This is a genomic window from Priestia sp. KCTC 13724 (genome assembly GCF_056820425.1).
The window spans coordinates 1-21,712 of the sequence record NZ_JBXDLD010000007.1; the positions used below are offsets into that span (position 1 = coordinate 1).

25 protein-coding genes and 1 riboswitch are annotated in these 21,712 nt (G+C 36.8%); of the genes, 12 read left to right on the top strand and 13 right to left on the bottom strand.

The genetic code is table 11. The features are described from left to right. Positions 1-75: 75 nt before the first annotated feature. The 7 genes from mnhG to AC1UFB_RS01000 are packed head-to-tail and all read right to left on the bottom strand — an operon-like array spanning position 76 to position 5,830. Entirely contained in the window at positions 76-435 is a 360-nt protein-coding gene (gene mnhG / locus AC1UFB_RS00970) for a monovalent cation/H(+) antiporter subunit G (RefSeq protein WP_025908080.1), read from the bottom strand. Next, a complete protein-coding gene (locus AC1UFB_RS00975) occupies positions 419-703 on the bottom strand; it encodes a Na(+)/H(+) antiporter subunit F1 (RefSeq protein ID WP_100346668.1) in 285 nt (94 codons plus the stop codon). Before AC1UFB_RS00975 ends, mnhG begins: the two co-directional genes overlap by 17 nt. 1 nt (position 704) lies before the next feature. Beyond that, complete coding sequence (locus tag AC1UFB_RS00980; RefSeq protein WP_061785388.1) at positions 705-1,181, bottom strand: Na+/H+ antiporter subunit E; 477 nt, start codon at positions 1,179-1,181, stop codon at positions 705-707. A 6-nt stretch (positions 1,182-1,187) separates the two neighbouring features. Continuing rightward, a complete protein-coding gene (locus AC1UFB_RS00985; RefSeq protein ID WP_482588318.1) occupies positions 1,188-2,672 on the bottom strand; it encodes a Na+/H+ antiporter subunit D in 1,485 nt (494 codons plus the stop codon). Then, a complete protein-coding gene (locus AC1UFB_RS00990; RefSeq protein ID WP_328101132.1) occupies positions 2,662-3,003 on the bottom strand; it encodes a Na(+)/H(+) antiporter subunit C in 342 nt (113 codons plus the stop codon). The genes AC1UFB_RS00985 and AC1UFB_RS00990 overlap by 11 nt, the downstream gene beginning before the upstream one ends. Next, on the bottom strand, positions 3,003-3,425 hold the full coding sequence (locus tag AC1UFB_RS00995; protein WP_025908085.1) for a Na(+)/H(+) antiporter subunit B: 423 nt from the start codon (positions 3,423-3,425) through the stop codon (positions 3,003-3,005). Before AC1UFB_RS00995 ends, AC1UFB_RS00990 begins: the two co-directional genes overlap by 1 nt. After that, positions 3,425-5,830, bottom strand: coding sequence for a Na+/H+ antiporter subunit A (locus tag AC1UFB_RS01000; protein ID WP_328101133.1), 2,406 nt, complete (start codon positions 5,828-5,830; stop codon positions 3,425-3,427). Before AC1UFB_RS01000 ends, AC1UFB_RS00995 begins: the two co-directional genes overlap by 1 nt. A 278-nt stretch (positions 5,831-6,108) precedes the next feature. Here AC1UFB_RS01000 and AC1UFB_RS01005 point away from each other — a divergent pair, with 278 nt between their 5' ends. The 4 genes from AC1UFB_RS01005 to AC1UFB_RS01020 all read left to right on the top strand — a co-directional run bounded on the left by AC1UFB_RS01005 (position 6,109) and on the right by AC1UFB_RS01020 (position 8,712). Beyond that, entirely contained in the window at positions 6,109-6,312 is a 204-nt protein-coding gene (locus tag AC1UFB_RS01005; RefSeq protein ID WP_025908087.1) for a hypothetical protein, read from the top strand. Positions 6,313-6,569: 257 nt separating this feature from the next. Then, complete coding sequence (locus AC1UFB_RS01010) at positions 6,570-7,919, top strand: glucose-6-phosphate isomerase (RefSeq protein WP_025908088.1); 1,350 nt, start codon at positions 6,570-6,572, stop codon at positions 7,917-7,919. Between the two features lie 124 nt (positions 7,920-8,043). After that, positions 8,044-8,205, top strand: coding sequence for a hypothetical protein (locus tag AC1UFB_RS01015; RefSeq protein WP_156413469.1), 162 nt, complete (start codon positions 8,044-8,046; stop codon positions 8,203-8,205). 102 nt (positions 8,206-8,307) lie between these two features. Next, positions 8,308-8,712 carry a YugN-like family protein gene (locus tag AC1UFB_RS01020; protein WP_025908089.1) on the top strand — a complete coding sequence of 135 codons (405 nt, stop codon included), beginning with the start codon at positions 8,308-8,310 and terminating at the stop codon, positions 8,710-8,712. Between the two features lie 18 nt (positions 8,713-8,730). On the opposite strand, the gene AC1UFB_RS01025 is transcribed toward AC1UFB_RS01020, so the two are convergent. The 4 genes from AC1UFB_RS01025 to cdaS all read right to left on the bottom strand — a co-directional run bounded on the left by AC1UFB_RS01025 (position 8,731) and on the right by cdaS (position 12,320). Continuing rightward, positions 8,731-9,507 carry an ion channel gene (locus AC1UFB_RS01025; protein ID WP_100346671.1) on the bottom strand — a complete coding sequence of 259 codons (777 nt, stop codon included), beginning with the start codon at positions 9,505-9,507 and terminating at the stop codon, positions 8,731-8,733. A 67-nt stretch (positions 9,508-9,574) separates the two neighbouring features. Next, entirely contained in the window at positions 9,575-9,961 is a 387-nt protein-coding gene (locus AC1UFB_RS01030; RefSeq protein ID WP_100346672.1) for a VOC family protein, read from the bottom strand. A 95-nt stretch (positions 9,962-10,056) separates the two neighbouring features. Further along, positions 10,057-11,487 carry an alanine/glycine:cation symporter family protein gene (locus tag AC1UFB_RS01035; RefSeq protein ID WP_061785383.1) on the bottom strand — a complete coding sequence of 477 codons (1,431 nt, stop codon included), beginning with the start codon at positions 11,485-11,487 and terminating at the stop codon, positions 10,057-10,059. Between the two features lie 209 nt (positions 11,488-11,696). After that, on the bottom strand, positions 11,697-12,320 hold the full coding sequence (gene cdaS, locus AC1UFB_RS01040; protein ID WP_100348140.1) for a sporulation-specific diadenylate cyclase CdaS: 624 nt from the start codon (positions 12,318-12,320) through the stop codon (positions 11,697-11,699). 222 nt (positions 12,321-12,542) lie between these two features. Further along, positions 12,543-12,649, top strand: a riboswitch (SAM riboswitch). A 104-nt stretch (positions 12,650-12,753) separates the two neighbouring features. Between cdaS and AC1UFB_RS01045 the strand changes: the two genes are divergently transcribed. The 8 genes from AC1UFB_RS01045 (at position 12,754) to AC1UFB_RS01080 (ending at position 18,844) form a co-directional block, all read left to right on the top strand. Continuing rightward, positions 12,754-12,897 carry a YezD family protein gene (locus AC1UFB_RS01045; protein WP_064484039.1) on the top strand — a complete coding sequence of 48 codons (144 nt, stop codon included), beginning with the start codon at positions 12,754-12,756 and terminating at the stop codon, positions 12,895-12,897. 95 nt (positions 12,898-12,992) lie between these two features. Then, positions 12,993-13,703 carry a phosphoadenylyl-sulfate reductase gene (locus AC1UFB_RS01050; protein WP_025908094.1) on the top strand — a complete coding sequence of 237 codons (711 nt, stop codon included), beginning with the start codon at positions 12,993-12,995 and terminating at the stop codon, positions 13,701-13,703. Positions 13,704-13,722: 19 nt separating this feature from the next. Continuing rightward, positions 13,723-14,778: an inorganic phosphate transporter gene (locus AC1UFB_RS01055; protein ID WP_328101153.1), complete on the top strand. Its 1,056-nt coding sequence runs from the start codon at positions 13,723-13,725 to the stop codon at positions 14,776-14,778. Positions 14,779-14,815: 37 nt separating this feature from the next. Then, positions 14,816-15,964 carry a sulfate adenylyltransferase gene (gene sat / locus AC1UFB_RS01060; RefSeq protein ID WP_482588324.1) on the top strand — a complete coding sequence of 383 codons (1,149 nt, stop codon included), beginning with the start codon at positions 14,816-14,818 and terminating at the stop codon, positions 15,962-15,964. Between the two features lie 12 nt (positions 15,965-15,976). Next, complete coding sequence (cysC, locus tag AC1UFB_RS01065) at positions 15,977-16,576, top strand: adenylyl-sulfate kinase (RefSeq protein ID WP_025908097.1); 600 nt, start codon at positions 15,977-15,979, stop codon at positions 16,574-16,576. Positions 16,577-16,694: 118 nt separating this feature from the next. Then, the gene (cobA, locus tag AC1UFB_RS01070; RefSeq protein WP_482588326.1) at positions 16,695-17,474 is read left to right on the top strand and encodes a uroporphyrinogen-III C-methyltransferase; all 780 of its coding nucleotides are present in this window, start codon (positions 16,695-16,697) and stop codon (positions 17,472-17,474) included. A gap of 16 nt (positions 17,475-17,490) precedes the next feature. Further along, entirely contained in the window at positions 17,491-18,258 is a 768-nt protein-coding gene (locus tag AC1UFB_RS01075; protein WP_100346676.1) for a sirohydrochlorin chelatase, read from the top strand. Then, positions 18,230-18,844: an NAD(P)-dependent oxidoreductase gene (locus AC1UFB_RS01080; protein ID WP_081801806.1), complete on the top strand. Its 615-nt coding sequence runs from the start codon at positions 18,230-18,232 to the stop codon at positions 18,842-18,844. The genes AC1UFB_RS01075 and AC1UFB_RS01080 overlap by 29 nt, the downstream gene beginning before the upstream one ends. 16 nt (positions 18,845-18,860) lie before the next feature. On the opposite strand, the gene AC1UFB_RS01085 is transcribed toward AC1UFB_RS01080, so the two are convergent. Both AC1UFB_RS01085 and AC1UFB_RS01090 read right to left on the bottom strand, forming a co-directional pair. Continuing rightward, positions 18,861-19,538 (bottom strand): MgtC/SapB family protein, encoded by a 678-nt coding sequence (locus tag AC1UFB_RS01085; RefSeq protein ID WP_025908101.1) that lies wholly within the window; start codon positions 19,536-19,538, stop codon positions 18,861-18,863. 119 nt (positions 19,539-19,657) lie between these two features. After that, positions 19,658-21,238, bottom strand: coding sequence for an AMP-binding protein (locus AC1UFB_RS01090; protein WP_328101154.1), 1,581 nt, complete (start codon positions 21,236-21,238; stop codon positions 19,658-19,660). Between the last annotated feature and the right edge of the window lie 474 nt (positions 21,239-21,712).

Sequence of the window (21,712 nt, forward strand, 5' to 3'; positions counted from 1 at the left end):
AAACAGGTGGAGAAAAACATTGCGTTTTTCTCCACCTGTTTTATTTAGAGGGACTTATTAGACAGCCCCATTTTTTTATTCAGACATACTTCGTTTTTTTTGCTTTTCTTTTAGATCGTCTCGAACAGTACCTTTCCAAAGGGGAGATCCGCTGTAATAAGCAGCTCTTCCTAATAGATGTCCGGCAACTGGTGATGTAATAAATACAAACACAATGCCTAATAGCAACTGTCCGTTAATGGAACCATCTTTAATCCAGAAAAACAGTAAACATCCTACTAAGATAAGTAGCACACCAAGCGTGGCGCTTTTAGAAGCGGCATGGCTTCGTGTATAGGTGTCGGGTAGCCTAATGAGGCCAATCATTGTAACAACGGTTAACAGAGCGCCCATTAGAATAATAATACCGATAATTAAATCACTGATCGCGGTCATATTCAATAATCGCTCCTTTTTCTAAAAACTTACCAAACGCAACAGTACCAACAAAAGCGATAATTCCAATTAAAAGAATTACTTCTACAAATGATGTTGTGCGTAGCATAATAGATAGGATGGCCGTAACAGCTATAATGTTAATGCCAATCGCATCTAAAGCCATAGCGCGGTCACCCGTGGTAGGCCCTTTGATGATGCGATATATAAATCCAATCGTCGAAATTGAAATTAACAGCAGCGATAGATTAAGTAACATGTCTAGCATATTAGCGGCTCACCTCCATAATGGCTTTTTCAAATGAATGTTGAATATCCTTAATTACCTCGTCAATATCATCCACGTTCATGGCGTGAATATAAAGAGTGGAGTTATCATCTGACACATCAATTACCACCGTTCCAGGTGTTAAGGTAATGAGTAGTGAAAGAGTCGTAACCTCCCAATCTTTTTCAAGCTTCGTTGGCATCGCAAAAATTGCAGGCTTTATATTTAACTTTGGACGCAACACATCTTGAATAACCGCGATATTTGCTTTAAACAGCTCAACAAGAAAGATAAGAAGCAGTTTAATGACCGCAAATACTTTTTCTAAATAAAATCTTTGAGGAAAGAAGCGTCGAAAGACAAACAGCATAACTGCTCCCCAAAAGAAACCAATAAGAAAAGAGGGTCCGGTCCAAATACCTCTTAAAAACATCCATGTAACAGCAATTACTACGTTTAATAATAGTTGAAATGACATGCAGATCTACTCCTTTAACACCGATTCGATATAAATAGAAGGGTCCATGAGTGTTTCAGCTGCCATTGAAATATAAGGGAATACAACCTCCGCACCTAATCCTAAGAATATTGAGATCGCAAGTAGAATAGCTGATGGATACAGCATTCCTTTTGTAGACCCTTTCTCTTGCTCCTCGGTTAATTTTGGTGCGCGCCAGAAGCAGTTCATAAAAATCTTCATCGCGGAATATAACACCATTAAGCTTGATACAAGCAATACAATAACAAATGTATAGCTCTGTGACTCTAATCCACCTTGGACAAGAAGAAATTTACCAACAAATCCACTTAGCGGAGGTATACCAGCTAGCGAGACAACAGCGACGAAAAACATCCAGCCCAATTGAGGGTGACGCTGAATTAATCCGCCCATCTCTTTTAGCTTAGACGTCCCTGTAATAGCAATGATAGCTCCGCCTAGTAAGAACAGTGCGGCTTTAATAATCATATCGTGAATTAAGTAATAAATTGCACCTTCAATTCCTGCCGGTGTTGTTAAGGTGATACCGTATACGATAACACCAACTGCAATGACAATATTATAGATTAAAATCTTATTCATATCGTTATAAGCAATAGCGCCAACTGTACCGATGACAATCGTTAATAGTGCCGTATAGCCAATAAGTTGATGTGTCACCTCAGGCTGATGATAAAAAATCAGCGTGAACGTACGGAAGATAGAATAGATTCCAACTTTCGTTAGTAATGCAACAAAAAGAGCTGTGACAACGGGAGGAGGTGCATTATAGGCGCTTGGCAACCAGAAATACATTGGGAAAAGAGCGGCTTTTAGACCGAATACAATGAAAAATAAAACCCCAATGGTCGTTAAAATCCCTGGTTGATTTACTTCAGCAACCCTTTGTGATAAGTCCGCCATATTGAGAGTACCAGTAACCGAATACAAGTAAGCTACAGTTATAACAAAAAGAGCGGAGGAAATCACGTTTACTAGTATATATTTAAGTGACTCTCGTAGCTGCGCTCTGGTGCCTCCAATAACAATTAGAGCATATGAAGACATTAACATTACTTCGAAGAAAACGAATAAGTTGAAAATATCTCCAGTTAAAAAGGCGCCAAATACTCCAACCATTAAGAAATGAACGAGTGGATAGAAGTAGAATCGTTCTCGTTTTTCTCCAATGGAGCGAAAAGCAAATAGTATACAGCAGAGTGCAACAATGCTTGCCGTTAATACAAGCAAAGCAGCAAGCATATCAGCTACTAAAATAATTCCAAACGGAGGGTCCCAGTTCCCAAGCTTATGAGTTAGGATACCCTCTTTATATACAAGTTGTACTAAATAAGCTGCAAATCCAGTTGTAGCAATTAACGATATCGTACTGATTATTCGTTGAAGTTTAATATTATCTTTGAAAAATATAAGCACAACACCTACAACAAACGGGATAAGCAGCGGAATGATTACAAAGTTATTCATCATGTTCATGTCCCCTTAACTTGTCCATATCGTCTGTTCCGAGTTCTTGATAAGCTCTGTAAGCTAATACAAGGAAAAAGGAAGTAACACCAAAGCTAATAACAATTGCAGTTAAAATTAATGCTTGAGGTAGGGGGTCAGTATAAGAGGGAGCATTTTCCCCTAACAAAGGTACTGTTCCACCTTTTAATCCACCCATTGTGAGTATTAATAAGTGTGCTCCGTGACTTAGTATACCTGTTCCAATAATAATTCGTAGTAGACTACGAGATAACATTAAATAAACTGCTACTGTGAACAAAATTCCGGCTACAATTGACATTAATATGTCCATTATTCACTCTCTCCAATCGTTTGAATAATGGTCATCGTAACACCAACAACTACTAGATATACACCAAGGTCAAACAACACAACAGTTGCAAGTGCAGTTTTTCCTAGTATAGGAAGGTAAAAATAATCAAATGTGTGTGTGAGGAATGGAACTTTAAAAACAAAAGCTCCAAGTCCTGTTAATAAAGCTAATAATAATCCGGAGGCCGCTACTTTTTTGTGATCAAAAGGAATGACTTTTGATACGGTTTTAATATCAAAAGCCAATAACAATAACACAAGAGCGGAAGCGGTGGTAAGACCGCCTACAAACCCTCCACCTGGTGTGTAATGACCTGCAAAGAAAAGGTGAATGGCAAAAATGATAATGATAAACGTTACGACTTTAGTGGTCGTTTGTAAAATTAAATCGTTCTTTTTCATTATCTATTCTCCTCCTTTGCTAATCTTAATCGAATCATGCTGTAAATTCCGAGTGCAGCAATGCATAGCACAGCTAATTCAAACAGCGTATCAAATCCACGGAAGTCAACGAGAATAACGTTTACCATGTTTTCTCCACCTGCTTCTTTATAACTGTTCTCAATAAAGTATTGTGAAATCGAATCAAATAGTTTTGTACTGCTAGATGCAATACCGACAAGTGTTACTGTAACTCCTACAAGTAAAGCGATAATAAAGTTTGGTAGATGAAATTTAACTCGTACTTTTTTCGCTTTAAATTCTGGAAGGTGATAGAAGCACAGTAAGAATAGTGCAACAGATACGGTTTCAATTACTAACTGTGTTAAGGCTAAATCAGGTGCTCTAAATAAGACAAAGAACAGAGCTAGGGTGTAACCCACGACGCCTAAGGAAATGATAGCTGTTAAGCGTGACTTGGCAAAAACAGTAGTAATGGCTCCAAGGACCATAACTACAGCTAGAATTGCTTCGTATATTCCAATATTATCCATGTTAGAGGTATCTACTTTAAATCCACCTTGTGTAAACAAGGTAATTAAAACAGCTGTACCGATAAAGGCAAAGATAATTAAGAGGTAATCACGAATAAAGCCTGTCATCATAAATTTCATGATGCCACTCGAACCTTTTTCCATACCCGCTAATCCATTGTTGTAGGCGTTATTTAGCGTAATAGACTCAGGGAACAAGCGATAAACTTTTGTCCACTTATTTAATGTTAAGAATAGTAAGATACCCATAGCGATGACACCAATTGTCATAAATAGCTCGGGCGTAAAGCCATGCCAAAACGTAATGTGAACATGGAACTGCTCACCGGCATCTAATAAACTTGGTGCAATTGAAGCCATGGTTGGTTCAATAATGCTAGATTCTAATATATTTGGGAATAAACCAAAGATAACAACAAGTGAAGCTAAAATAACAGGTGAAATTAGCATACCTATCGGAGCTTCATGTGGCTTTTTCTCTAGCTTCTCAGGTTGATAATTACCAGTAAATGTTTTGAATACCAAAATCATGCTATAAACAAACGTGAATATACTTGCAATCCAAGCAATAACTGGGAACAGCATTCCCCATGTTTCCATGTTATAGATATTCATCTTCGTTACGTTGACCATTCCCGTAAAGAACATTTCTTTACTTAAGAATCCGTTGAAAGGTGGAAGACCAGCCATTGCAAATCCACCAATTACTGTAATTGTGAATGTTACCGGCATAAGAGTCATTAGCCCGCCTAGTTTACGAATATCACGCGTTCCCGTTTCATGGTCTACAATACCAACAACCATAAATAAACTACCTTTAAATGTAGCATGGTTAATAAGATGGAATACAGCTGCCGTAATTGCTACAATATAAATGTTATCGTCTAAAAATTCATAGTGTAACGCTGCACTTCCTACACCAAGTAAAGACATAATCATTCCAAGCTGACTGATTGTTGAGAAAGCTAAGATTCCCTTTAAGTCTGTCTGCTTCACGGCTGAGAAAGACCCCCAGAAAAGGGTTATAACCCCAATGGTTGAGACCAGCGTAAACCACACTGCGTGGTCTGAAAAAACCGGACTTAAGCGTGCAACTAGATAAATACCAGCTTTAACCATTGTTGCAGAGTGCAGATAAGCACTAACTGGTGTTGGTGCTTCCATTGCATCTGGTAGCCAGATGTGGAATGGGAATTGTGCAGATTTTGTAAATGCACCAAGCAAAACAAGAATCATTGCGGGGATAAAGAGTGAACTTGATGTGACAACATCTAAGTTTGCGACAATCTCTCTAATGCTAAATGTACCGCTTGGAATTGATAGTAATACGATTCCTGCTAATAAAGCCAAGCCACCAAAAACCGTGATAAGCATCGACTTTTGAGCTCCATAGCGTGACTTCTCTCGTTGATACCAATAGCCAATAAGTAGGAAAGACGAAAGACTTGTTAGCTCCCAAAAGCTATAAAGAACAATTAGGTTATCAGACAAGACTACTCCAAGCATAGCTCCCATAAACATTAAGAGATACACATAAAAAGTATGAAGTGACTCTTTCGTTTTTGATAGATAGTAGATGGAATACAGGATTACTAGCGTTCCAATTCCTGTAATTAGCAAAGCAAATAATAAGCCCAGTCCATCAATATAAGCATCAAAATTAATCCCTAAGCTAGGTATCCATTTCAATGAATATAAATACGAATTTCCGTTCGCAACTCCGCTTATATACTTCGTAAAGTAAATGAACAGCACAAGCGGCAATGGCAACACAAACCACCCTGTATGAATCTGTTTAAATGATTTATACAGAAGTGGAATAAGAAATGCTAATAAGAATGGTGAGATGATCACCAGATGTAACCAAGACAAAACACAAACCTCCTTGTGACATCCAATAGATTAGATTTTCTATGAATGATTATATAATACTTTAACAGTGCGTGCATCCTTGCTACTCAGTAGTATCAACGTTTTTCACCTGTCTTATTAAATAAATAAAAACTCGTCTACACAACCTCAAAAAAATTTTTTTTTGAATAAAAACCGTCGATTTTTGTCACCCTAATAGTGAGGTGATAAATGTGTATCTCAGACAAATTATAGCGAGTGGATCAATATTTGGAGTTCTAGTTACTGGAGGATATATGGTGGATAGTCACCTAACTGCTAAAGAACAGCAAAAGTTCAACATGTCTCCAATTCAATATGAACAAATGTCTACATCTGCTGACACTGCCATTATTGAAAGGCCTGTTGAACTCCCGACTTATAAGCCAAGAGAATATGTAAAGATTGGCGCAACCAATTATGTCATTTCTGAAGGGAAATCCATTCTTGAAGAAAATGAATAAATCTTAAATAGCGAAGAATTGAAAACGGTTTTAAGAATGCGCTCTTTAAACCGTTTTTTATTGTTATGAAAAATCATATTGTGAAAAGCAAAAATCTCCTATTAGAAGGTTGTTTTATGAAAGAGAAAAAGTGTATAGTGAAAAAGAATTTGTAAAAAGACTAGGATAACAACATTTGTATTAATGTCTTTTACTTGAATTCATTGCATCCTTTCGATAAAGTGAAAGGAAAGAACAATTTAATGGAGGAACAGAATATGACACATGTTCGTTTTGATTATTCAAATGCGTTATCTTTCTTTGGTGAGCACGAACTTACATACCTTCGCGATGCTGTTAAAGTAGCGCATCATTCAATTCATGAAAAAACAGGGGCAGGTAACGACTTTCTAGGATGGGTAGACCTACCAACTGACTATGACAAAGAAGAATTTGCTCGTATTCAAAAAAGTGCAGAAAAAATTAAAAGTGATTCAGATGTTTTAATTGTAATTGGGATTGGTGGTTCTTATCTAGGAGCACGTGCTGCAATTGAAATGTTACAACATTCATTCTACAACACGTTATCAAAAGAACAGCGTAAAACGCCACAAGTAATCTTTGCTGGAAATAATATTAGCTCGACATACATGAAAGACTTAATGGATGTATTGCAAGACAAAGATTTCTCTATTAATGTTATTTCAAAATCAGGTACTACTACAGAGCCTGCTATCGCTTTCCGTATTTTCCGTAAATTGTTAGAAGAGAAATATGGTAAGGAAGAAGCGCGTGGTCGTATTTACGCTACAACAGATAAAGCGCGTGGAGCATTAAAAACGCTAGCAGATGAAGAAGGCTATGAAACATTTGTTATTCCTGATGATGTTGGGGGCCGTTATTCTGTGTTAACAGCGGTAGGGCTTTTACCGATTGCAGCTGCTGGTTTAAAAATTGAAGACATGATGAAAGGTGCAGCAGCAGCACAAAATGATTTTGCAGCTTCTGAGCTTGAGCAAAACCCTGCGTACCAATATGCAGTTGCTCGAAACGTCCTTTACAATAAAGGTAAAACAATTGAGATGCTAATTAACTATGAGCCAGCTCTTCAATACTTTGCAGAGTGGTGGAAACAACTGTTTGGTGAAAGTGAAGGAAAAGACCAAAAAGGTATCTATCCTTCTTCAGCGAACTTCTCTACTGATCTTCACTCATTAGGTCAATATGTACAAGAAGGTCGCCGTGACTTATTTGAAACAATTGTGCAAGTAGAAAAGCCACGCCATGAATTAACAATTGAGTCAGATGCAGCAGATTTAGACGGCTTAAACTATTTAGCTGGTGAAACAGTTGATTTTGTAAATAAAAAGGCATTCCAAGGCACGATGCTTGCTCATACTGATGGTGGTGTGCCAAACTTAGTTGTAAGCATTCCAGCTTTAGATGAGTATACCTTTGGTTATTTAGTATACTTCTTCGAGAAAGCTTGTGCGATGAGTGGTTACCTATTAGGTGTTAACCCATTTGATCAGCCTGGTGTAGAAGCATATAAGGTAAATATGTTTGCGCTTCTTGGTAAACCAGGGTTTGAAGAGAAAAAAGCAGAATTAGAAAAACGTTTAAAATAAGATATCAGGTAGAAGAGGCTGGGACATAAGTAATTCAGCCAATGATAAACCTGAACGATTGAGAGTTCATAACTTTTAATCGTTCAGGTTTTTTGTTGATTGTGAAAACAATGTTGGAAACAGGGTGGAATGGAGCGTAGGACACTCGACTCCTGCGGGAAAGAGAGGGAAAACTGAGATCCCGCAGCGCAGCGAGGAAGCTCAGGTTCCTCCCCGCGGAAAGCGAGTGGCCGTAGCGCAATGGAACGAACGTGTTCAGACAAACCAAAAAGATTGGAACAGCTAGTGTTCGTCTTTTAGAAGCAATCATTTTGTTATGTCCCAAACTCTTTTTTTTATGGATAATTTATAGTGAAAAGGAGATGTTAACAAAAGAGGAGGCGAGGTAATGATTGAATTAGCTTCAAAATTAGAAGGTGAACTATTTAAGCTATATGTATTAGAGCAGACATTAAAGCCACTGGGATACGTTATAGGAGGGAACTGGGATTACGACCACGGTTTTTTTGATTATAAGATAAATGATGAAGTTGGATACCAGTTTTTACGAATTCCTTTTCAGGCTATGGATGGTCAGCTGGATTCACAAGGAACAACAGTTCAAATTGGAAAGCCCTATTTGCTTTCACACAAATATCAAATTGGGCTAGATGATAATGTTGATGTAGGTAATATTAATGCATCGTTTAATCAATTTGCAGAGCCTCAAGATCCTGATGCACAATTTCCTGATGAATACCTTTCGTTAGGAAAAGAATTGTTAAAAGAGGCAGAAGAAGCGTTACAAAGCTAAAAGAAGGTAGAGGGATTGTTACTCTTTTAGCTTTGTAACAAAAATATTTTCATGCATTAATTGGCTAATCAGTTCATTCGTTTTAATGATTTCATTAATTCCAATTGTTTCTGCATTTCGGATATGCTTTTCAGTTAAAAGCTCAGCAATGAGATAGGCAGAAGGATTGGCGCCTCTAATCGCTACCAGTGTCACAATTGTTTGCATATCAGCTTGTTCTTCTGTTGTATGTTGATCAGCAGTTATTAATACTTTTTTCGCTTTTGAAAGGTTCGCTAATGATAACGTATTAGAATCGGAAGCACTGCCTTTAATGAAGTGTAATCGATCACAAATCATTGGATTTTTCTTTAGGCTACTGTCAATTAAGACAATAACTTCTTCGTGAAAAGCCTTTTTATATTCTTCAATAACCAGTCTAGCTCTTTCATTCCAACCAATAATAATAAGGTGACCTTCGCCTAAAAACTTTAAATTTCCTTCTAGATAGGCATTTTCTTGTGACACGGCAATTGTAGCCAGTGAAACAAAGTAGGTAGTAATAAAACCTGTGCCAATTAAAATTAAAAGCATAGCAATTAGCTTACCTATAACGGTGTCTGGCACAAAATCTCCATAGCCAATTGTTGAAATGGTAATAACTACCCACCAAATCCCATCAAAAATTGTAAAAAAAGTTTGTGGTTCAGCTATGTGCATAATAGTTCCAAATAAAATAACTAAAAACGTAATAATAAATAGTAAACGCGTTATGACAGAGCGTCGGAAAAAGCGAAACAGAAGCCAATCGACCATAAAAAAAACCTCCTAGCATAAGGGTCTAGTTATTAGTATGACCAACTTATGAAAGAGGTATAAGAACTTATCTCGTTTTTACTTCCATATATTCAATCCATTCACCGTCAGGGCCATAAAAGAATAAATATTTTGCTCCGTTAGGCAACGTTACGATTTCTTCGTCTACAAAAGAAACGTTGAGATTCTTTAAACGTGAACGTTCTTCTTCGATATTGTCTACTGTAAGCGCAAAGTGATGAACTTTTCCTTCTGAAGGTAGTGAAGGGTTGTATCCTTCAATTAATTCAACAATGCTATTGTTGTCTATTCCTAAGAAAGCTAGCTTCAAGGACGGATCTGTATGTGGAAACGTTTCTAGTAATTCTAACCCAACAATTTCTGTATAAAATGTTATTGACTCTTGAATATTTTTTACCTGAATACCTACGTGCCCAAATCCTAGAATTGCCATAATTATCACCTTTTCTGAATTAGTTTCTGTATAATAGTTTAAATTTTCGGTCAAATACAGTCAAATAAAAAAGCAGCATAATAGCTGCTCCTTTATTATTTATCAATTTCTCGAGAGCGTTCCCAGAAATCTAAATTCTCTAAGCCTTTAACAGAATCTTTGTAGAAAACAGGATCTTTTCCTGCTTTACGCTGAGACAAGTAATCGTTTAAGACTGCAATTGCAACTTTTCCTAGTAAAACAATTGCAATTAGGTTTGTAATTGCCATTAGGGCCATAAATAAGTCTGCAAGTCCCCAAACAACGCCTAAGCTTGCAACTGAACCAAACAATACCATTAAGATAACCCCGAATCGATAAAGGTTTAACCAGATTTTGTTTGATGTTAAAAATTCAATGTTTGTTTCTCCATAATAATAGTTAGCTACTAACGAGCTAAATGCAAACATAAATAAAATGATAGCAATGAATTGAACAGCCCATCCACCGATATGTGTACTTAACGCAACTTGAGTCAATTGAATTCCTTCAAGTCCAGGCGTTGCATACGCACCAGATAATAACACGATAAATGCAGTACAACTACAGATGATTAGCGTATCGTTAAAGACGGCCAGAGCTTGAATGAAACCTTGCTTAGCTGGGTGACTGACAGATGCCGCTGCGGCTGCGTTAGGTGCACTACCCATACCAGCTTCGTTGGAGAATAATCCGCGTTTGATACCATTCATGATGGCAGCACCGATGGCACCGGCAAATGCTTCTTCAAATCCAAAAGCGCTTTTTATAATTAATGCGATCATATGTGGAATTTCTGTAATATTAATAGCTAAAACAACTAATGCTAGTCCAATATATACAACTGCCATTACTACTACAATTAACTCTGATGCTTTAGCTACTCGTTTAATACCACCAAAAATGAGAACACCTACAATGGCTGTAACAACAACACCAACAATTAAGCGATTAACGCCAAAAGCTTCTTCAAAAGCAAGTGAAATAGTATTAGCTTGTACAGAGTTAAATACTAATCCGAATGAGATTGTAATTAAGATGGAAAATAAAACACCCATCCAGCGTTTGTTTAAACCTTTTTCCATGTAGTAAGCAGGACCACCACGAAAACCGTCTTTGTCTTTTACTTTATATACTTGAGCAAGGGTGCTTTCAATAAAAGCTGATGCTGATCCAACTAAAGCAACAACCCACATCCAAAACACTGCTCCAGGGCCCCCAAGAGCAATTGCAGAAGCAACACCAGCAAGGTTCCCAGTACCTACACGAGCTGCTGTACTAATAGCAAAAGCTTGAAAGGAGGTAATTCCTTTTTTATCGCTTCCGTCTGTTTTAGCGCCTTCACCTAACAAGCGAACCATTTCTTTGAACTGACTAAACTGAACGAATTTTGTACGAATTGTAAAATATAATCCAACTAATAAAAGAAGCGCAATTAATATATAAGTCCATAAAAAATTATTGGCTTCATCCACAAAGCTGCTGAATAGAGTCGATATGGTTTCCATCCTAAAAGTTCTCTCCCTTAATTAACGATTAACCTTAGCTGTTCATAAAAAGAGTCATTTTAATGATGCTTTTTTAAAATGTGTAAGGTTTTCTGACATTAGTGATTATAGCGCGTTAGACGTATAAAAGGCAACCTGTAATAAGTTTTTTTTATCGTGTAATCTCTTTTTTATAACTATAAGATATGATGTCAGACAGTTGTAGTCGCTTACAGGATGTTTTTGCTGGAATGGATTGGATATAAGCTACCTTCTAAAGCAAAAGATATTCGACCGCTTTCTTCTGATACAACTAAAATAAGTGCGTCGCACTGTTCAGACATACCAAGAGCTGCACGGTGGCGTGTTCCAAGCTTCTTTTGCAGTACTTTTGTGGACAGTGGTAAAACATTAGCAGCCGAAATAATTTGATTGTTTCTAATCACAATGGCACCATCATGTAATGGATTTCCAGGATAAAAAACTGTTTCAACGAGCGTAGACGTAACTGGAGCGTGAATAGGAATTCCTTTTTGAATTAAGTGCTCCACTGAGTCATTTCTCTCAATAACCATTAAAGCTCCATGATGTTTCTCAGATAAACTATGTATCGCGAGTGAAAGAGCTGCGTATTCGTGGGTGTAAGGAGACAAGTAGTGTCTTAAATAATAGGATGCAGCTGTGGACTGTACGCTTTGAAATAATTTTCTTAAGTCTTCAAAATCACATAAAACACAGTGGTCACTGCTTTCTAGATGTTGCTGAATTTTGATTGCTTCCGCTGCTATTTGACTTAAATGATTGTGTAAACTTTGTTTAATTACATCATCTAATTGAAAAGAGTGACTTTCCATCATTGAACATAGCTCCAATCTAAAATAATTATTATGTTTTAATGTGTACGAAAGACATAAATCTATACTATAACGGTGTGAATTAAGAGTGACGCCCAAAAAAATTGCTCATATAATGAAAAAATAATAGATATTTCTGTTAATTTAAAGTATAGTTTTCTTATCGGATAAATTATTTTTGCTGTTGACAAATATTCTAAATATGCTAAAATTTTTAAAAAATACTTATCCAGAGTGGTGGAGGGAACTGGCCCTTTGAAACCCAGCAACCTGCATGTTGTGCAAGGTGCTAACTCCAACAAAATGATTTTCATTTTGAAAGATAAGGTGAATTTGTTGCCTAATCAGTCTTTCAGATGTGGAAGACTTTTTATTTTTCATGAAAAAACAGAAGCCTGTTGAATATATTGTTAACAAATAAGGAGGGACTGTGATGGCACAAAACTCTGACTTAAATTCTGTTTTTGCAAGCGTAGAAAAAATGTTAAGCGACATGAAGTTTGGCTCAATCACGCTTGTGGTTCAAGACGGGAAAGTAGTTCAACTCGAGAAAAATGAAAAAATAAGAATTAAATAAATAGCTGACTAGACAAACTAGAGGCGGTTTTATCCTTCATTATGGGGGTAAAACCGTCTTTTTTGATTGGATAACAAAGTATTGGAGTGAAAATCATGAGTGTATATACGTATGAAAATTGGCCAAATCAATTTCCGACTTTTGATGAGCAAGATGAAACAAAGGGAGCTTTAAAGGCATTAGAGTGGGCATATAACCATTATGGTGATTCTCTTATTTACGCATCTAGCTTTGGAATTGAAGGAATTGTATTAATTGATTTAATTTCAAAAGTGAAAAAAGATGCTCACATTGTTTTTTTAGACACAGGTGTTCATTTTAAAGAGACGTACGAAGTCATTGAAGCAATTAAAGAGAGGTTTCCAGATTTACGTATCCAAATGAAAAAGCCTAACCTATCGCTAAAAGAGCAAGCTGAAAAGCATGGAGATGAACTTTGGAAAACTGAGCCTAACCTATGCTGTCAAATTCGCAAGATTATTCCTTTAAAAGAATCACTTGCTCCGTATGATGCTTGGATTTCAGGGTTAAGAAGAGAACAATCTGAATCAAGAAGTAAAACAGAGTTTTTTAATAAGGACGAGAAATTCAAAAAGATTAAAGTTTGCCCATTAATTCATTGGTCTTGGAAAGAAATTTGGCGATATGTATATAAGCATAACTTGCCGTATAACAAACTTCACGATCAAGGGTATCCAAGCATTGGATGTGAGCCCTGTACGCTACCTGCCTATAACATGGAAGATTTACGATCTGGAAGATGGGCAGGTACTAAGAAAGTGGAATGTGGCTTACATGAATCTTAAATGAAAGAGCTGAAAATTTATGCTTGTTTACATTGCTTTTGCAATCGCCCTCTTTTTTGCGATGAATATTGGCGCAAGTGGTGCAGCTGCTGCTATGGGAGTCTCTTACGGTTCAGGTGCCATTAAGCATCGCAAAGTGGCATTAGTTATATGTGCACTAGGTATTTTACTAGGTGCTGTTATCGGTGGAGGAGAAGTTGTTAAAACCATTGGTTCTGGTATTATCCCAGAAAGTATTCTAACGGTGGAGCTAGTTATCGTTATTTTAGCTTCTGCCACTCTATCATTATTCTTTGCTAATTTAATTGGAATACCACTATCAACTAGTGAAGTGACAGTAGGATCAGTTGTAGGTGTTGGGATTGCCTATCAATCTGTTTATATACAAAAGCTATTAATTGTTATGAGCTTTTGGGTTATTGTACCGATTATTTCGTTTGTAATTGCCTTTGTATGTGGGTGGTTATTAAAAAAGAAAAAAACGCCTACTCAGCAAAAGTGGAAAAAGCCACTTGCAGTTTTAGTAATAGCTACCGGTTTTTTTGAAGCTTTTTCAGCCGGTATGAACAACGTAGCAAACGCCGTAGGCCCGCTTGTTGGAGCTGGTATGATCAGTACATCAACTGGCGTTATAGCAGGTGGGTTAGCCGTTGCGGTTGGTGCATTACTTTTAGGAGATCGAGTAATTGAGACAAATGGGAAGAAAATCACGGATTTCACGGTGGGTGAAGGGTGTATTATTTCTGGAACAGGTGCGTCGCTTGTTACCGCAGCTTCCGTATTTGGACTCCCTGTCCCTTTAACTCAGGTTACAACATCTTCTATCATTGGAATAGGGGCAGCTAAATCTGGTTTTACATCTGATCAAAGACAGGTCATTGTTCAGATGTTAAAGGTATGGGTTGTATCGCCGGTTTTTTCTCTCGTTATCTCTTACGGTTTAGTGAAATTAGTGGTTGAAACAGATTTTTATGCGTTTGTGGTATTGATAAGCGGTTGTATTGCAACTTATGGCATTCTTAGTTTAATTAAAACAACAAAACAAAAACAAGAAAACCAAAAGATGACTGCTTAAAGATAAATATTAGTTATTCATTGAGGAGGAGTTTAGAATGAGTTCGATTCAAGCACATGGTGGAGAGTTAGTTAATTTATATCAACCTGATTATGATTATACAGGTGTTACGAAAGAGATTGAATTAGATAATATTGCATTAAGTGATTTAGAGTTAATTGGAATTGGTGGATACAGCCCTATTACAGGCTTCTTAGGACAGCGTGATTATGAAGCTGTTGTGGAAGGAATGAGGTTAGCTGACGGGACAGTATGGAGTATTCCAATTACTCTTCCTGTTACAGAAGAAAAAGCACATGAGCTACAAGGAGGAGATCAAGTTAAGCTTGTTCAAGATGGTGTGGTTTACGGTGTTTTAACAGTATCTGAGACGTATAAGCCTAATAAGGAAAAAGAAGCAGAGCATGTTTACCGTACGGCAGAGCTAGCTCATCCGGGAGTGCGTAAATTATTTGAACGTCCAAATGTATATGTGGCAGGTCCAATTGTACTTGTAAATCGTACGCAAAAAGATAAATTTGAAACATATTATTTAGATCCAGCACAAACAAGAGAGGTTTTTAAAGAACGTAACTGGAAGAAAGTTGTAGGTTTTCAAACTCGTAATCCTGTTCATCGTGCTCATGAATACATTCAAAAATCAGCTTTAGAAATTGTTGATGGATTGTTTCTAAATCCACTTGTAGGAGAAACAAAATCTGATGATATTCCAGCGGATATTCGTATGGAAAGCTATGAGGTATTGTTGAAAAACTATTATCCAAAAAATCGTGTATTCTTAGCTGTTTTCCCAGCAGCAATGAGATACGCTGGTCCTCGAGAAGCTATCTTCCATGCATTAGTACGTAAAAACTTTGGATGTACGCATTTTATTGTAGGTCGCGATCATGCTGGTGTAGGTGACTACTATGGCACATACGATGCGCAGCTAATCTTTAATAACTTTACAGAAGATGAACTTGGTATTACGCCATTATTCTTTGAACACAGCTTCTACTGCAAGAAGTGTGAAGGAATGGCTTCAACTAAAACATGTCCACATGAAAAAGAAGACCATGTCATTTTATCAGGAACAAAAGTACGTGAAATGCTTCGAAATGGTGAAGTTCCACCAAGTACGTTTAGCCGAAAAGAAGTAATTGAAGTGTTAATAAAAGGATTACAGCAAACAGTAACTTCAAATTAAGGGGCGGTTGAATTGAGTAAATCAACAAATATTACATGGCATGAATCAGGCATTAATAAAGAAGCAAGAAGACAACAAAACGGACATTATAGCTTTGTATTATGGTTTACTGGTTTATCGGGTTCAGGCAAGTCAACCGTTGCAAACGCAGTAGCACAAGCATTGTTTGAAAAAAACATTCGCAACTATGTATTAGATGGGGATAATATTCGCTTTGGTTTAAATAAAAATTTAGGCTTTTCTGCTGAAGATCGTACTGAGAACATTCGTCGTATCGGAGAAGTTTCGAAGCTGTTTGTTGACAGTGGGCAAGTTGTCTTAACAGCCTTTATTTCACCATTTAAAGAAGATCGTACGCAGGTAAGAGAGCTATTAGAAGCGGATGAATTTGTAGAAGTGTACGTAGAGTGCCCGCTTGAAGAGTGTGAAAAACGAGATCCAAAAGGGCTTTACAAGAAAGCGAGAAGTGGTGAAATTCGTGACTTTACAGGTATCGATTCACCTTATGAAGCTCCAGAAAATGCTGAACTGGTCGTAAATACATTTAATCAAACTGTTGAAGAGTGCGTTGAAACAGTTTTAGCATACTTAACAAATAAAAAATTTATTTAAAAGATATAAATAAAGGCCCTCACATCGCAAGAGCAAAGCTGTGCTTTGCATCGTGAGGGCCTTTGCTTTATTCATCAATAAGAGTAGATTAATAATATTGAGAGGGTGAAATAGAAAAATGGGGAAAGTGTATTTGGTTGGGGCAGGTCCAGGAGATCCAGAGTTAGTTACGATTAAAGCAATAAAAGCTATTCAAAAAGCAGATGTAATTTTATATGATCGCTTGGTGAATAAAGAGTTATTAGAGTATGCTAAAGCAGAAGTGAATATCATTTACTGTGGTAAGTTGCCTAATTATCACACGTTGAAACAAGAAACAATTAATAGCTTTCTAGTGAAGTTTGCTAAAAAAGGTAAAGTTGTCGTGCGCTTAAAAGGGGGAGACCCTTTTGTATTTGGACGAGGAGGGGAAGAGGCAGAAGCTCTTGTAGAGAATAATATTGACTTTGAGATTATTCCTGGGGTTACATCGGGAATTGCTGTAGCTTCATATGCGGGAATACCTGTTACACATCGTGACTATAGTGCAAGTGTAGCTTTTATAACAGGGCATCGTCAAGACGAGCCTCGTAAAGCCATTAAGTGGGAGCAGTTAACAACAGCTGTTGATACATTGGTGATTTACATGGGTGTTAAAAACCTACCTTATATTTGTGAATCGCTTATGGAGCACGGAAAATCAAAAGATACGCCTATTGCACTCGTTAATTGGGGAACGTATGCTGAACAGCAGCGCACGGTTAGTGGTACGCTAGATACAATTGTTAATATCGTAAACAAAGAGAAGGTAGGAAATCCAAGTATAATTATTGTAGGCGAGGTTGTTCGCTTTCATGAAAAGCTAAATTGGTTTGAAAAATTAGCTTTTACACAATATGCTTGTGTTGAAGAGGCTTAGTAAAGAGGTGAATGGTATGGATGCAGTATTGTATATTTGTCACGGTAGCCGAGTAAAAAAGGGCTGTGATCAAGCCATTGAATTTATTGAAAGAAGCAAATCGAAGATTGATGTTCCCATTCAAGAAGTATGTTTTCTCGAATTAGCAGAACCTACAATTGAACAAGGTTTTAAGAGGTGTGTGGAGCAAGGAGCTACTAGAATCGCAATTGTCCCTATCTTATTGTTAACAGCTGGTCATGCTAAAGTAGATATTCCGGAAGAAATACACAAAGTTTATCAACACTATCCACATATCAAAGTTGTTTATGGTACCCCGTTTGGTGTTGACAATCAAATTGTGGATATCTTGATAGAGAGAATTAAGGAGACTGAAGTTACCATTAAAAAAGACGCAATGGTACTATTAGTAGGTCGTGGAAGTAGTGATCCTGAAGTCAAAAAGGATTTTCATGAAATTGCTCAACGCTTGGCACATAAAGGTGGGTTTCAGCATGTAGATACTTGTTATTTGGCTGCCACAACACCAAAGCTTTTAGATGGCTTAAAACAGGCAAGTGAATCAAACTATTCACAAGTGTTTGTGTTGCCATATCTCTTATTTACAGGGATTTTGATGAACGAAATTCGAACAGAGTTAAAAAAATGGAATAAAGCTGAACAAGAGTTTATCTTAGCAAATTATTTAGGCTACCATGATAGGTTAAGTAATATCTTACAAAATCAAGTGAACAAATTATTAAACAGTCAAGGCAATGAATATGATGTTTACCGTTACTCTTAATTTAGAAGGTAAAACCATTTTAATTGTTGGCGGAGGAAAAGTAGCGGTTAGGCGTATACGCAAGCTGTTGGAACATAAAGCAGAGATCATAGTTGTTTCTCCACATGTGGATGATGAAATTCATGAATGGGACAAGCAAGGGAAAATAAAGGTGAAAAAGCGCTGCTTAGAAAAGAAAGACTTAGCTCACGTATTTCTTGTTGTAGTAGCTACTAATCAACTTGACGCTTTAGATATAGTAGAGAAAGAAAAGAGTGAACACCAGCTTATTAATATGGCTAGTGCTCACACAAAAGGAAATGTCTATATACCTGCGAGCTTTTCAAGAGGAGATCTATCAGTTGCCGTATCCACAAATGGTGCAAGTCCTTTGTTGACAAAGAAGCTTATTAGTGAGTTAAAGGTTCAGTTTGACGATAGTTATACACAATACACGTCTTTTTTAAAGCAGTGTAGAGAAATTATTCACAGCATGAATCTACCACATGTGGAAAAGTATAAGTTATTAACAGAAGCGACAGAGGAGGAGCTTCGATTATCAGAAAGATCCCAGGAACAATTTTTAAAGAAATTAAAAAATGTCTAAAAGGCATTATAGCCTTTTAGACATTTTCAATTTCAATGCTTCGAATGCCTGAAATCTTCTGTATTTCGTAATAAACTTCAGTGGTAGGGCGTTTTTGGTGAACGGACACCTTCATTCGAATATATAGTTGCCCCGTATCTAAATCTTTAATACGGATATTCTTTATTGTAATATCTTTTTCTTTAATGCTAGCTGTTGTCTCAACAATATTATGTTTATTAGCAAGTTTCAGTTGAAGGATAAGCTCTTTTTCACGTAGCTGTTTTGGTCCGAAAACCGTAATTAAAAATGGAAGCAGTTCGACGCTAATAATGAGCAAAATAACCCCTATAAATGCTTCCGTATAAAAGCCAGCTCCTACAGCGATACCTATACCAGCAGCTCCCCATATAATGGCAGCTGTTGTTAACCCCGAGATACTGTCATTTTCTTTGCGTAAAATAACTCCCGCACCAAGAAATCCAATACCAGATACAATTTGCGCTGCTAAACGCAGTGGATCCATAGTAATGTTATCACCATCGTTAAAAATGTGAGAGGACTCAATTGAGACAATGGTTAATAAGCAGCTAATAATTGAAATGACAAGCGACGTCTTTAAGCCTACAGGCTTACGCTTTAATTCTCTCTCCAATCCGATAATAAGTCCTAATAGAGCAGATATGCCAAGTTTCAATAACATTTGATGATCCATCTAATTCACCTATTTCACTAAACTGTGTTGTTTTATATCTGTATGATAAAATCAGGACAGATATGTATAGTTAGTATAGTAAACCATTTTTAGTGTTTAGAGATGAAAAATATCATTTTTTATGAAAAATTTTGAAGTTGTTCTCGTAGTTTATATTTTTGGATTTTTCCAGATGCGGTCATCGGAAATGCTTCTACGAAATAGATAGACTCAGGTATTTTAAAGTGTGAAAGTTTGTTTTTGCAATACTCTTTAATTTCAGATGCTGTTGCTTCTACACCTGGCTTTAATTTAATGCAAGCCACCACTGTTTCTCCGTAATGTTTATCGGGAACACCAATCACTTGAATATCTTCAATTTTTGGATGAAGGTATAAAAATTCTTCGATTTCGCGAGGATAGATATTTTCCCCGCCTCTAATAATCATATCTTTTAAGCGACCGGTAATTTTAATATATCCCTCATTATCAATGACGGCTAAATCACCAGTATGAAGCCACCCATCAGAGTCAATGGCCCTGGCTGTTTCTTCAGGCATTTTGTAATATCCCTTCATGATTAAGTAGCCTTTTGCGCAAAGTTCCCCTTGAACACCTATTGGTAATACGTGTCCGTTTATCGGATCGATGATTTTGACCTGTACGTGAGGATGAGCTTTTCCAACGGTTGTTACCCGTCTTTCTAGGGAGTCGGTAGTTGTTGTTTGAGTAATAACAGGTGAGCTTTCAGTTTGTCCATAGGCAATGGTGATTTCGTTAATTCCCATGTCATTCATTACGCGTTTCATTACTTCGGTAGGACAATTCGATCCAGCCATAATTCCCGTTCGTAAACTTGATAAATCGTAATCATGGAAATTTGGAAGATTTAGTTCAGCAATAAACATAGTGGGTACGCCGTGTAAAGCAGTGCACTTTTCTTTTTCAACAGTTTCAAGTACAACGGTAGGATTGAATTCAACGATGGGCACCATGGTCGCTCCAACACATACGGATGCTAATGATCCCATAACACAACCAAAACAATGAAAGAAAGGTACAGGGATACAAAGTTTGTCTTGGTGAGATAGCTTCATTGCATTAGCTACTAAAAGAGCGTTATTTACTATATTATTGTGACTAAGCATAACGCCTTTGGGAAACCCGGTAGTGCCAGAAGTATATTGCATGTTAATTACTTCTTCGGGGTATACATTTTGTTCAGCGAGAGTTAGTGCTTCATCTGAAATGTTCATACTATATAGTAGAAATTGATTCCAATTCATTTTTTGGTTTTTATTATCGATACTAATTAGATGTTGTAGTCTCGGAAGTTTATGGACAATAGATGCAATGATTGATGAATATGAAGTCGTTTTAAAGGAATCAATATAGAAAAGGGCAGTTGTATCTGAATGATTTAAAAGATATTCTACTTCGGCTTCTTGATAACTTGTATTTACTGTAACTAGTACGGCACCAATTCGAGCAGAAGCGAGTTGAAGTAAAATCCATTCCAAGCGATTGGTAGACCAAACTGCAATATGGTCTCCTTTTTTAATTCCTAATCCTAGTAGAGCTTTTGCAACTTTTCCCGTTTCGTTATACAATTCGTTATACGTATAGTGAATATTCTCTTGAGAGTAAATAGTGGCTGGGTGATTTTTAAATGCAGTGCTTGTTTCTTTTAATAATTGGCCAATTGTTAAATTCTTTAGCATCAATCTTAGTTCCCCCCTACTTAATGATTGCGCTTTCATTTAATATTGTACCAGCACTCTCTTTATGTTTCATAAAAAAACTTCGACAACCTGTCAGAGGGAATTTGTCGAAGCATAAAGAAATTTGTTAATAGAGTAATTGATAAAAGTAAGAAGTTAAAAGTGTAAAAAACAAACTTAAGGACGATAGAAAAACGAAAGGAATTCCTTTTACCTTTCCTTCAGAGTTCATTAAGCGCAAAGATTCGAAATATGCTTGAGAAATTAAAAAGATGGACACAATAAAGGATACGTACAGAGCGATTGAAATCCATAGGTTCATGACATCAACTTCCTATCTATTCAATGTTATTACTAGAAGATATGTGAGAATGAAAAGTTCTATTCCTATAAAAGGTCAGTCATCTATATAAGTTGAATTTATCTTTTACAATCGAATGCACAATCGATCAATAACTTTTCTAGGTGAGTCAT

Bases quoted from the DNA above. Each gene is read 5' to 3' on its own strand.
- cdaS (WP_100348140.1), bottom strand. From the start codon at position 12,320: ATGGAAAGTCACTCTTTTCAATTAGATGATGTAATTAAACAAAGTTTA.
- AC1UFB_RS01030 (WP_100346672.1), bottom strand. From the start codon at position 9,961: ATGGCAATTCTAGGATTTGGGCACGTAGGTATTCAGGTAAAAAATATT.
- AC1UFB_RS00995 (WP_025908085.1), bottom strand. From the start codon at position 3,425: ATGAAAAAGAACGATTTAATTTTACAAACGACCACTAAAGTCGTAACG.
- AC1UFB_RS01045 (WP_064484039.1), top strand. From the start codon at position 12,754: ATGGCACAAAACTCTGACTTAAATTCTGTTTTTGCAAGCGTAGAAAAA.
- mnhG (WP_025908080.1), bottom strand. From the start codon at position 435: ATGACCGCGATCAGTGATTTAATTATCGGTATTATTATTCTAATGGGC.
- AC1UFB_RS01090 (WP_328101154.1), bottom strand. From the start codon at position 21,238: ATGCTAAAGAATTTAACAATTGGCCAATTATTAAAAGAAACAAGCACT.
- AC1UFB_RS01085 (WP_025908101.1), bottom strand. From the start codon at position 19,538: ATGGATCATCAAATGTTATTGAAACTTGGCATATCTGCTCTATTAGGA.
- AC1UFB_RS01035 (WP_061785383.1), bottom strand. From the start codon at position 11,487: ATGGAAACCATATCGACTCTATTCAGCAGCTTTGTGGATGAAGCCAAT.
- AC1UFB_RS01020 (WP_025908089.1), top strand. From the start codon at position 8,308: ATGATTGAATTAGCTTCAAAATTAGAAGGTGAACTATTTAAGCTATAT.
- sat (WP_482588324.1), top strand. From the start codon at position 14,816: ATGAGTTCGATTCAAGCACATGGTGGAGAGTTAGTTAATTTATATCAA.
- AC1UFB_RS01080 (WP_081801806.1), top strand. From the start codon at position 18,230: ATGAATATGATGTTTACCGTTACTCTTAATTTAGAAGGTAAAACCATT.
- AC1UFB_RS01050 (WP_025908094.1), top strand. From the start codon at position 12,993: ATGAGTGTATATACGTATGAAAATTGGCCAAATCAATTTCCGACTTTT.
- AC1UFB_RS00985 (WP_482588318.1), bottom strand. From the start codon at position 2,672: ATGATGAATAACTTTGTAATCATTCCGCTGCTTATCCCGTTTGTTGTA.
- AC1UFB_RS00975 (WP_100346668.1), bottom strand. From the start codon at position 703: ATGCTAGACATGTTACTTAATCTATCGCTGCTGTTAATTTCAATTTCG.
- cobA (WP_482588326.1), top strand. From the start codon at position 16,695: ATGGGGAAAGTGTATTTGGTTGGGGCAGGTCCAGGAGATCCAGAGTTA.
- AC1UFB_RS00980 (WP_061785388.1), bottom strand. From the start codon at position 1,181: ATGTCATTTCAACTATTATTAAACGTAGTAATTGCTGTTACATGGATG.
- AC1UFB_RS01025 (WP_100346671.1), bottom strand. From the start codon at position 9,507: ATGGTCGATTGGCTTCTGTTTCGCTTTTTCCGACGCTCTGTCATAACG.
- AC1UFB_RS01075 (WP_100346676.1), top strand. From the start codon at position 17,491: ATGGATGCAGTATTGTATATTTGTCACGGTAGCCGAGTAAAAAAGGGC.
- AC1UFB_RS00990 (WP_328101132.1), bottom strand. From the start codon at position 3,003: ATGGACATATTAATGTCAATTGTAGCCGGAATTTTGTTCACAGTAGCA.
- AC1UFB_RS01010 (WP_025908088.1), top strand. From the start codon at position 6,570: ATGACACATGTTCGTTTTGATTATTCAAATGCGTTATCTTTCTTTGGT.
- AC1UFB_RS01055 (WP_328101153.1), top strand. From the start codon at position 13,723: ATGCTTGTTTACATTGCTTTTGCAATCGCCCTCTTTTTTGCGATGAAT.